Here is an 11394-nt window from a genome sequence, read left to right on the forward strand (position 1 = left end):
GCTGAACTTTCAGGGCGTGAGTTCGTAGATACAGTGTCAGAGGTCTTCGACGTCTCTACCGTTTCGGCTGATTTATTATCAGGAGCTACCTCTTGATTGCTTTGCACTTGGGTATGCTGATTATTACTGTCCTCTGGCTGTAATGGGCTACTAGGTAATGCGCTAACAACCATTGAAGCTAGTTTGGAGAAACCTGTTTGATCATTGCCTTGGGTTTGTTGTGTCGTTTTTTCCTTTGAATTATTTGCCTCTGTTGGTTGCGCATCAGGTTGGGTATTTTCTGTTGAAGCAAGCATCTCCTCTTTCTCTTGCAACGACGTAATTGCCTGATTAGCGGTCATTTCACCTGAACTTACAGCATTGAACAGTTGAGCTCCTTCTTTTACAGAAATCGTATTACTGTCAATGGAGTCAAAGATTTGTGATTTCTGTTCGTCACTCATACCACTGTTCTCTGATGCCTCCATAAGTGCCAAGCTTTGCGCTGCAGTTTCAGCGAATTTTGTCATTGAACTTGGTACTGGTGACGGCTCATTTGACGGTACAGAACCCGGCATTGCTGTGTTCGCTACGGTGTCATTAACACCCGTTAATGGAGTTGTTCCGTTAGATTGGCCCTCTTTAATTGCAGCTTCATTTTGCTCTTTACCTGTCGCTTCAAGTTGTGACAACTTCACTTCATTCGGTGTATCTTTAGATGCGTGGTAAGCTTTCTGGTGTTCGGCCCCATTCTCTGTTCCAATCTGCAGATAATGTTTAGATAACAATTTGCCATTTACGACATCGTAATTCTTATTGACCTCAGATTGATTTGATAGATTCGAAACTTGCTCATCAGTAAGGGATGTACCAAGTGTTGAGGCAACATGAGCAACGTTGTTGTAATCAATGTCTCTGAACCCGTCCTCAGAGCCACCCATAAACAGTTTATAGTCCTCTAACGCTTCCATGGTGTATTTGCCCGATGCAAGTCCACCGACTTCTTTGGCAAATGACTCATCCTCAGACATTTCCGTTCTTAGTTGTTCTATATTCCCAACCGCATTATTGTGATGCTTGATTTCAGTGTCACTGAGTAGCCCATCTTTATTGAGCGTGTTCTCATCACTGGTTAACGCGATCACAGCGGCACCATATACACCTTCGGAATTAGTGGTGAGTCCAAAATCACGAGCACTTGGGTTAGTTGCAATTTGTGGTCTTGTTAGTAAATCAGCACCTTTATTCAATGGTGATTCTAAGTGCTTCATGTTTTCTGCGGCAGGCTCTGATAGCTGTTGCGCTGTCGCAGAGTGAAACTGAGAAACTAGCCCCGCTGCAACGTCATTTACCAATCCACCAGCATCTTTCGCAGCACTCTTAACTTCTTGAGAAATTGGAGTTGGATTAACTGTATCAGTGGCAGTTTCAATGGCCTTAATTTCATCTGTTTTCTCAGGCGCAACTTTTGATGCATTGGCACGAGCCTTATCAACATTTTCCCCGTGCTCATCTTTGATATTTTTGGTGGTCAATAATGTACCAACCTCACCCAGTCGTTCATCTCGTGTTTTCTCAAAGCCTTGCTGGTGTCTTTGAATTTCTTCCGGAATGCCTGCTACGGCTGAGTTGCTGGTGGTATCTTTCACAGACCCTAAATTGTTACTCATCGTGGCAAAGTTTTTCGACATATCATTAAGTGCTTTGTCACCAATCAAGAAGTCGGCTTCATTGAATTTCTGCGAGATATCCATCAAGCCCGATTTCATTGAATTCATGTCTTTAGCGGTCGCCACTTCTTGATATTGATTAACCATTTCACTTGTGAAAAGTACTGCTGCAGCACGACCCACATCTCCGTGATAGTATTTAGATGCATCACGTTGTATTTGGAGGTTTCGGGCCTGAGCATTGGCATCAACGACTCTACGCTCCTCTGGGCTCATGTTGGCCATCTCACTTTCGGTGTTATAACCATTAGCCACCCACTCTTTAAATTCCTTATTGTTTGCCGCATTTGTAAAATTGGTTGAATAATTTTGATTCAAACCTTTTGCAACACCCAATGCGTGTTGCGTCGTTTCTTGGAATTGTTTCGCAGCTGTATAACTTTTCAGGTCTTGAATAGCATTTTGTCCCGTTTCGCCCCAACCTGTCGTTCTTGAAAGACCATGAACCTTTTGAATCGCTTCTTGACTAGTATATTGAGCACTGGTGCCGCCTTGTTCACTGGTCACGTAACCTAAGCTTGCCTGCAATGCCTCTGCCTCACGTTCCGTAAGGTTAAACCCGCCTTCTGCGTTAACCTGAACTCGGCCATCAAGACCAACCGAGAAATCACTTTTGCTTCTTGAACCCACTCGGTTTGTTTTTCCGGAACTCTTGTCATTACTCTTAGTGTCAGTAACTTGGACTCTTTCTGTTTTTGAATTGCCCTTATCTTCTATATGGCTAGTTCTCGTCACGGGGCCACGTCCGTGTCGTCCTGCAGCCTGAGAGCCCCCCTGCGTATTCGACATTGTTTTATTATTTTTTCCATTACTGTATTGGGTAGAGTCAGAAGCTTGAGTCGACGTCTTTGCACTCTCAGAGTTTTGCTGTGTTGAATCCTCTCCACCTCCCCAACCGAAACTTCCGCTACCCGAGCCACCACCACCCATTACTAACTTACCCATCAATTGAGTAATTTCTTGAGTATCTAGATTGGTGTTTTTCTGTAAACCTTCACGCACCTGCGCTGCAAATTGAGCATTTTCAGAATATTGATGACTATCACTACCGTTCGCACTTTTTCCTTTTTGAATCTGCGTCATAAGCTGAGAAAGCTTGCCCCATGACTGTTGATGTGAAGCTTGGGATGATTGAACTCGCGACTCTGCCATACTTGATGTAAGGGATAAGTTACTGGTCATATTCGACATACCACTGAGTGTTGGCATGTTTTGATCTTGAATTTGATTTGTTGAATGAACCACACCGTTATCACCCATAGTCCAACTGTGATTACCCATTCTGAGTGAACCATTTTTGGCACCAACGGCAATATCTGGTGCGACAGCACTAGGATTAACATGTGCGGTTCCCCCGATCTTGCCAGCCATACTCACGGTTGCGTATTCGCCACCTTTCAAAAGCATATAAGCCAACATAGGAACCATTGTCGTCATGTAAGATGCGGTCGCTATATAACTTCGCGCTTCGGAATAGAAATTGGACAATCCCCCTATGGTGTATGCTGTTTGCTCAGTGATCGACGTTTCCAACGCATTTTGAATAGACCAATCGAGATAGAAGTTAATCAGAATCATCACAAATGGATACAATCCAACTAACACTAAGAATCGCATGTATGACGCGGCGATCTTAAAGCCCCCTTCACCAAAGATGATAAAGAAGGACATAAGTGGTGCAGCAAACCACACGAACGCTTCAAAAAATGAGATGGTGGCAGGGGCCATTTCAAGCCACAAGTTTCTGTCACCTGCCATAGTGAAAAGACGCTGTTGTTTCGCTTGATATTCCATAGCGTCAACAAGTTGGCCTCGTGCAGAATGACTAGCATCTAACCCCATAGCGTTCTTTTTGACGTGATAATCAAGGAAGTTATTCATTTGAAATGTGTAGCTGTCCATTGATGCAGAGCCCAACTGCTGAAGTGCAGAGCTTACTTGTGTCGCTGATATGCCTTTCGCTTCATTTAACTCATCGAGTCCGTCTGCTAATTTCGATTGGTCATTATCAATGTATGCGCTCAGTGCAGTGTAAGAGTCTTTACACGACATGAATGACGGTTGCCCTTCAAGATACATGTCGATGTACCAAATCGTTGAGCTGACCTCCATCGCGGCCCAAGCATCGACATTCGTCAATACATTGCCAACCTTCGCCTCTTGATAGGCTCCACCAACTTCCATGTCTTTGAACAAACAGCCATTCATGTAACTGTCTATGCTGCGTATGAAATCACTATCTGCATGCCCAATAGTACGAATATTCGGACTATTTACAGACCCTTCGATAGCCACCAGCGTTCTAAGTGCGTCTAAGTGTGTGCCTGAGTTCTGGGGCATCACAAAGATGTCACTCAAAATATCGATAAACGCGATAGGTACTTGAGTCGTTACAGCTCCACCGATAGCCAAACCAATAGGAATGTCAGTAAAATACGCTGAATCACCCGTACCAGCATGTTCGACTACAATGTCGACTCTCGGGTAGAAACACAGCATCCAGATAAGATAGCCCTTGCACACTGTTCCTAAGAATTCACCACCAATCTGACCCTTTTCAAAGAATTGTTTGAAGGCTGCAACGAAGAAGGAAAGAACTAATCCAAGACCGAACAAGTAGTTAGGCTGTCCAAAATCACCTGTTGATTGATCGAACGCCATCGACAAGCCAAGGAAAACTTGTCTAGCCCAATCAAAATTACCAATGGTATATATCAGAAATTCCATGACTTAGTTCTCCATACTCTTCTCGACTAACATATGCAAACGGTTCTTAGAGTCTTGTTGTTCATAGTGGCGGTCCACAATGTCCATCTGTATGTTCAACATTCCTCTTGCTTCTTTTATGTAGGCTTGGGCATTAGCATCGCTGTCGGCTTTAGCCGCGATTGCAACCGCATCCAAATACGCACGAGCAGATGTGAAAAATTGCATCGCAAAGTTGTACGCGTATTCATTAGCAATTGCCTCGTAGTAACCTTGGACCTCTGAACTTTTTCTGTATTTGGTCGCGAGTAAAGCTATGTAGCCATATACATCCATACCGCCACCCTGTATCACTGCTTTTTGAGTAGGACCAAAATCATTCGCACCGCGAGCACCTGTTCGATAGACCTCTAATACGCCTGCGGTCCCGTCTGTCGTTCCGTCCAACGCTTCTAAGAACTGTTTGTTCAACGGCCTCCAATCAATCGTTTCCTGAGTAACATCGAGACATTTAGAGCTGGCCACAGTATCTGGGTTACCGTCATTACACTTGAGCCTTGTCACTTGTTCTTGAGTATCAAAGCCACCAAAGGCGATATCTAGCAGAGTCAATGTCGCAGGAACCGGAGTTGTCGCAATTGAAGAGGTTTCGACACCTTGGCGATCAGGGTCAGTGTTATCAGCAACATCTCGGATCTCGGTCCCAACTAGTGACATGACGGTTTCCGAAAATCTAGGGAAGAAGTCAGCGGCACCAACATTCATTTTTGATGTTCTCATGCCGTTAATTAGCAGGTTACCTGTCAGTAATTCCTCACCATTCTGAACTTTTTGGGAGAGCTCAAGCAATGAAGTGCCTGGGGCTATGTTTTGAAACCAATCAGCTGAATCTGTCGCAACACCAGTTGAGTTTGCGGCTTGACCGATTGCTAAAGCATCTCGGATTGATTGTTCATATGGGCCGACCGCGTTGGCCATTAATGCCTGACCCGCTTCACATGAGTTCTTGAAAAATTTGTTCCATTCATCCATCGCTTTTTTCAAGGCTTTGATGTTTGCAGCACACGTCGGACACAGAGCATCTAAAGCTAGGTTGAAGGCATACGACGCACTACCCGCTGCAATTTGTCTCATTGAGTTTTGGAGCATCCCTGTTAAATCTTTGATCATTGAAAATGAACCCAGATTAAGGTCGATTCCGTTACATCCGGCTTTCATCGACGGAACTTGAAAGTTCACGATATTTGGATCATGACTCTTAACACGGTATGAAAAAGAACCGAGTGCGATGGCGTTTTTATTACTGGTTTCGTAGTCGACAATACCATGACCTGTCGAGTACCCATTGAAGACGTCTTGCATTGGGTTGGCCAACACATTCATAGAGCATGTCAGCGAGGCGGCAACGATAAAAGACCTAATACGTTTCATAATTGATTGCCTCCTGCGCTTGTGCATTGACATTCTTTGTCAAACTTTTCTGTTGGTCTGATTCAGGCGAAGGGATAAACGGCAACACATTAAGTACCAACTCCTTCGCAATTTCGTAGCTGTCTTCAACCACTACTCGCTCATAAAACTGATATTCACTTGGTTCTAGAGTTTGAGGGTCAATAAGGTGAAGCTTGGCGAGTTCGTAGCTTGCTGACTCTGCAGAGCTATAAGCGGTCAAAGCTTCAGGGACCTCAAGAACGAGAGCTTCATAACGCAAAACTGGGAGCAAGCTTGAATAGAAATTAAGTAGGCTGACTTTCAACGCGTTGATGTCGCCTTTATTCGACGTAATAGCGCCAAATAGCCGCTCGTAATCGGGCATTTCTACTATTTGTCGAGTCGTCGATTGATGGGAGTTGGTAGTGTTTGATGACGTAATCACGGGCTTTTGTGACTCGTTAGCCATCACTAATGTACTGAATGTCAGTAGAACCACTGGTATTAGCTTCATGACCATATCCTGATAGAGAACTAGGATTAGTGTTACTTAACGCCAGTGCAAAAAATTCAAATAAGGAGCCTTTTTTCGGGAATTAACGTGCAACTGATATAAAAAAGCCTGCTCATTAACTAATGAACAGGCTCCAATTAACCGCAATAAAGTTAGTAACCTTGCTGTGCCTTGAGGTTCGATTCTAAGATTTCAACTAGATAGTTTGCGTCTGTTAAGGCTCTTTCTTCATCAATATCTTCAAATCGTGTAATTTGCTGTAGTGACTCAACTGCCGACGCGTCGTTAAATTGTTCTTCTGAAATCACATTGGCCGTCTTTGCCTGAATAAGAACCAATCTGACTATTTCACTTTCAGTCACAATGCCTTGTGAAATGGGCGCTACGAACTCACCGGAATTACCGACTAAAAACAAAGCAGGCACTCTTTGAACGCCTAGCTCTTTATACTTCTGCTTGGTATCCGGTTGATACTCAGGAAACATACCATTTTCCATTGGCGCTAAATCGATGCTGATCGCATTTACATTAAAGCCATATTTGCTCATGAGGCGTTGGACAATTGGTGCTTGGCGTTTACAGTAATCACAAGTGCTCTCAAAAAAGAACCATAACCCCGCTTGTTTTGCTACTTCTTGAACCACTTCCTGTTCTGCACGATTCTTAGCTTCATTCTTAGCATTAAGAGCAAAACTCGATGTTGGCCTTGCTTGTGTTTCATCAAGAAGAGGGTTGTTGATGACATCTTGCATCCACGCTTCCCTAAAAGCAGTCGCCTTGTCCATAATCACACGTTGCATGTATCGGGCTCGTTGGATGTTCTCCGGACTAGGGTCATTAATTGCTTCACCAACAAACTCCATAAAGTGCGCTCGAATCCATTTCGTCGACATAGGTTCAGGACCAGATTTTGCTGTACTTGGAGGGGCAATAGGGACTGGTGGAGGCACGGGCTTTTTGGGTTCTTCTGGTTCAGGCTCCCCATAAAAGTGCCAACCTTGAGCGGCACTTTTATCATTGACGAAATTTGCATCTGCCGTCGCGGTAGCTGCAAATGCAAGGGCGCATAACATCGATAAGCCTAGATAGTTCGATTTCATAATCTATACCTCAGCGTCTTTGGCTTTACGACGATTTCTCGCTCTTTCTGCACGACAATGAGCACAACCAGTACCAGGTCTTTCAGTGTGGCCAATATATTTTGTCCCACACTCACATTTGAAAATGTGGATCGTACCGTCACCGATACGATGAAGGAGTTGAACAAATCGATTGAAATTCACGTAAGCACGTATGTCTTCACTCGATTCATCAAATACTCTTGCATAAGCATCAAGCATCTTGTCGATATTGTCTTGAAGCGGCAATTTCACTGATGGGTCATTGGAGAGGATTGAATAATAAGCCCAAAGCTTATTCGAGATGGGAAACGCTTCCGGTACTTGATGAAGAAAGCTCGCATCTTTACCCATTCTTGATTTTTTAAAGTCTGTCTGCATTCGGCCAAGCTCATGTTGAGCAGACTTAGGCACTGAACCTAAAAGGTCTTTAATTGTGGCTGCGTTTGCACCAAAGCGTACAAGATCGAGTGCTCGCGTCTCCAATTTCAGCGCCATTTGAGACGCTGTGGATAATTGTATCTCGGACATATGACTATCCTTTCAAATTGTGAACAGACTGAATTTAGATCATATCGGTCAAGGTACGCATACGAATGCGTTCTACGCCGACATTGTGACTTTGAAATTCATGAGTCTCTAAGGCATTCAACATCTCAGCTTCAGTACCTTCGTGAAATACGAAAGGATTGATACCGGCAGATGTGAACCTGACAATTTGAAACAACTCAAAACTAGCAAACTTAGTGATTTCTTGTTGAGTTGCCATTAGCTCAATCATCGCAGAATGCGGATCTGTTTGAGCGAGGTTGTGCATTGCGAGAATTAGTGATTGGCACTGAAAACTCATCTCATCGGTAGAAGGTGTAGATTCAGAAGTGACATTGAGATAAGCGTTCAATCGTGTTCGATAATTTTCAAACTGGCCTGTTTCAATTGCGGTATTGAGAACCGATAAACCTGTTTGTTTAGTGCAGCCAGAACGTAATGGGGCAAGGGTAAAGATATGGTGCTGCATCTCTACAAACTTCTCTAGAGTATCGGGCTCGATACTTATAAATCGATCTACGTCGATGTTAGTCAGAAAGTTAATTTGAGCGGAGCATTCTCTGTTAGTTAAAACAGATTGGTGTGCAGCTGACAATATGCGAGCGGAAATTGCACGCACGGCTGCCATGTGGCCTAGACGTTTCATAAGTAAATCTTCCATGCTTTTACGCAGTTTGAACGATCCCAACATTGACCTTTCAAACACCTTACTAAGCTCACCACGAGCGTTGTTAGGTTGCGTTTACAGTATTGACGTTGTGTTCATTTATACGAAATTACGAATTCCATAATACGCAATTTGTTTTAGTGAACTCTTGGATTATTGCATAAATGTATAAAATCACAACAATGATTACAAAAAAACATACACATTCTCAATATTAATCCTTGACTTCTTGCAAATGTACTATGTCAAAATCAACTGATTAATCCGCTTGAAGTCAAGTTATCAACCAGTTCCGTAGATACCAAATCTGCTGGGTCTGTCTGTGGTGATTTAGCTTCAGGTATCTGTGGAGAATTTTGGGAAGAACCGTGTTCGTTGTTGGTGTTCACGTTACCCAAAAATCGATTAATAATTGCTTCACCCGATTGGTGATATAACAGCCCCAATTGGAAAAGAATTGGGAGTAACCAACTTCGGTTTTCACAATGATTCAATTCGCTTAACAAAACTGGGAAATCACGTTTAGATATTCTAAATCGCTCATTAACCTTCTCGCCGTTGAACGGCATTGTAAGCTCAACTTGTGATGAGATCTTTTCCCAGTTCGACTCGTGCAATCGCTTAATCACTGCGCCTTTGTTTAGTATTCGTCGCAACATGATGCGCTTAAACTTGGGACTATCGGGGATCTCGATAGCTCCCCTTTCCACCCAAGTCGACAGGTTAACATCGATACTATTACTCATAAGCTACGCAACCTTGTTTGAATTAACACCCGCGATTTGTCTAGCTAACTCAGCAAAACCAAGGCATACAGCAACTTCATGTTTCTCGACTAACTTCACAGTATGTCTCGGAAATGCACGTTCTAGCGCTCTCGCGAAATCGGGAGCTGGACCACCAGACACAATAAACTCTTGTATGTCTGATGCTTCACCAAGCATGTTTGTAAGTAAATCGACTGCTTCATTGCACAAACTGTCAATCAGCGGCAAGCAATCAAAGACACCATCAGCGACAGGGAAGTCATACGTTTCAGCAAATATTTCGAGCTTTTTCGTGTTGAATGCCTTGTCTACCAATTCGGTCCCGATGGACGTACCCAAAACCTCAGACAGGTAGGTGCTCAGGCTTCTGAGAATTTTCCCCTGACCTAGTTCGAATGCCTTTGTACGTTCTTCGTCGATTGTAAGCCCCGTTGAAGTCAAGAAGTCGGTTGTTCCATAACCTGGGTCAACAGTAACTCTCGCTCGGTTCCCAAGCGCCTCCATAATCCCGCAGTTCATTTTCTTTGCTTCAGACTTTGCATGATAAGTAAGTGCGCCAAGTGGCTGCGGCAATACATGTGCCTGTTTTACTCGGATCACTCGCCCATCCACATGATGTTCACCAATCATAAAATTGAGTAGTTCATCTTTACGATCAAGTTGGTTTAATGGAAGACCAGCCACCAGCAAGTCAATGCAATCCGTTTTTAATAGACTTAAGCCACCGATAAACAGCGCCTTGTAAGCCGGACTTGAGATGTAACGTTTATTAAGAAGTCTTTCGTTGGCGTCAGCTGCTTTTGACAAAACTCCCGGCCCCACTTCATAACTACTTCCGTCAATGTTCACTAAAACCGTATTTCGCTGAGTTGTGCCAAACGATTCCAGTCGCTTCAGCTCTGTAGGATTCACCTTTACAGCTCTTGATGGGAAGCAATGGTAATAACAGTGATCGCCTGTTATTTCAGATGCAACGCAGGTGGTTCCAAAGCCTACATCTATCGCTGCAACTTCCAGTTGTTTGTTCATAATCAATCACTCCGATCATTTGTCTTGATGTCAAACCTAGTGATACACAAAAATTGATGATGGTTTAGCAATTAGTGAGGGTATTTTTCATGTTTATTGTTAGCTGTTGAAAAATATCGTGCATGAATCGAATAAAATTGTATTGCGTATGAGGAAAATCGAGATGCTTGGGAAATATTGATAAACACCGTAATAAATCGGTTAAGAAATGACATTTGTAGAAACAATTGAAAAAAATTGCATAACATCGTTTCTATTTTGGTGGGATTGGGAATTGTATGGGAAGATTTGCGCGTTCTTGAAAGCAATTAGCCAGAAATCGAAAATCGTTACTCAAAAGAACGTCCATCAACCGACATACACATTTTGAGCGGTATTGTTAATCCTTATTTTCAATGACGCGCCTTAACGAAAGTAATCTAGTTCTGATCATCACTGCTAATCAACCACCATGAAACGACAGTTCGTTTCAGAATTTGGCATCACTGTCCCTACATATATCAATGGTGGTATCAAAATTCGACTAAAATTGAACCACCAAAACATTAGCACCTGCTAATAAATGAGATGTCTGACACCCCCCTCAATATATGTAGGGAATTTGAAAATGAGGATTTTATGAGTGTGGTGGACATATCTCCTACATATACATGGGGTGGTATCAAAAAGACGAAAAAGTGACTGGTGACAACGAAAATTCACACGAAAATTCAGCCTTTCGTCATATATTAGTGGTGGTGTACCACCCTCCGTATAATAGTATTATAAAGGGGGAGCTAAAAAAAAGGCTCCCGCCAAGGGAGAGGTCGCTGGCGCATGGCAATTTAGAAAAGACCCTGCCCGAGAGTTAATCATTGACCGTGACACCCTAAGAATCGGAATCGACCCTGCCCGAGCATCAATC

General features: G+C 43.3%; 8 protein-coding genes. All 8 read right to left on the minus strand.

Annotation, left to right across the window (positions count from 1 at the left end; all coding sequences use genetic code 11):
- A partial coding sequence (locus tag AB6E30_RS14790; protein WP_372104132.1) for a conjugal transfer protein TraG N-terminal domain-containing protein occupies positions 1 to 4436 on the minus strand: 4436 nt, incomplete at its 3' end.
- Positions 4437 to 4439: 3 nt separating this feature from the next.
- Positions 4440 to 5846, minus strand: a complete 1407-nt coding sequence (locus AB6E30_RS14795) for a conjugal transfer protein TraH (protein ID WP_372104135.1) — start codon at positions 5844 to 5846, stop codon at positions 4440 to 4442.
- Entirely contained in the window at positions 5833 to 6360 is a 528-nt protein-coding gene (locus tag AB6E30_RS14800) for a hypothetical protein (RefSeq protein ID WP_136987106.1), read from the minus strand. The genes AB6E30_RS14795 and AB6E30_RS14800 overlap by 14 nt, the downstream gene beginning before the upstream one ends.
- Positions 6361 to 6512: 152 nt before the next feature.
- Positions 6513 to 7460 (minus strand): conjugal transfer protein TraF, encoded by a 948-nt coding sequence (traF, locus tag AB6E30_RS14805; RefSeq protein WP_154723889.1) that lies wholly within the window; start codon positions 7458 to 7460, stop codon positions 6513 to 6515.
- Between the two features lie 3 nt (positions 7461 to 7463).
- Positions 7464 to 8009 carry a hypothetical protein gene (locus AB6E30_RS14810; protein WP_372104138.1) on the minus strand — a complete coding sequence of 182 codons (546 nt, stop codon included), beginning with the start codon at positions 8007 to 8009 and terminating at the stop codon, positions 7464 to 7466.
- Positions 8010 to 8043: 34 nt separating this feature from the next.
- A complete protein-coding gene (locus tag AB6E30_RS14815; RefSeq protein ID WP_154723888.1) occupies positions 8044 to 8673 on the minus strand; it encodes a hypothetical protein in 630 nt (209 codons plus the stop codon).
- A gap of 272 nt (positions 8674 to 8945) precedes the next feature.
- Positions 8946 to 9440, minus strand: coding sequence for a hypothetical protein (locus AB6E30_RS14820; protein WP_136987110.1), 495 nt, complete (start codon positions 9438 to 9440; stop codon positions 8946 to 8948).
- Between the two features lie 3 nt (positions 9441 to 9443).
- Positions 9444 to 10490 carry a ParM/StbA family protein gene (locus AB6E30_RS14825; RefSeq protein WP_136987111.1) on the minus strand — a complete coding sequence of 349 codons (1047 nt, stop codon included), beginning with the start codon at positions 10488 to 10490 and terminating at the stop codon, positions 9444 to 9446.
- Between the last annotated feature and the right edge of the window lie 904 nt (positions 10491 to 11394).

The sequence above is a fragment of the Vibrio sp. 10N.247.311.12 genome (assembly GCF_041467515.1).
GTDB lineage: Bacteria > Pseudomonadota > Gammaproteobacteria > Enterobacterales > Vibrionaceae > Vibrio > Vibrio crassostreae_C.

Excerpts from the sequence above, each read along its gene's own strand:
- AB6E30_RS14795 (WP_372104135.1), bottom strand. The coding sequence starts at position 5,846 with ATGAAACGTATTAGGTCTTTTATCGTTGCCGCCTCGCTGACATGCTCT.
- AB6E30_RS14800 (WP_136987106.1), bottom strand. The coding sequence starts at position 6,360 with ATGAAGCTAATACCAGTGGTTCTACTGACATTCAGTACATTAGTGATG.
- traF (WP_154723889.1), bottom strand. The coding sequence starts at position 7,460 with ATGAAATCGAACTATCTAGGCTTATCGATGTTATGCGCCCTTGCATTT.
- AB6E30_RS14810 (WP_372104138.1), bottom strand. The coding sequence starts at position 8,009 with ATGTCCGAGATACAATTATCCACAGCGTCTCAAATGGCGCTGAAATTG.
- AB6E30_RS14815 (WP_154723888.1), bottom strand. The coding sequence starts at position 8,673 with ATGAAACGTCTAGGCCACATGGCAGCCGTGCGTGCAATTTCCGCTCGC.
- AB6E30_RS14820 (WP_136987110.1), bottom strand. The coding sequence starts at position 9,440 with ATGAGTAATAGTATCGATGTTAACCTGTCGACTTGGGTGGAAAGGGGA.
- AB6E30_RS14825 (WP_136987111.1), bottom strand. The coding sequence starts at position 10,490 with ATGAACAAACAACTGGAAGTTGCAGCGATAGATGTAGGCTTTGGAACC.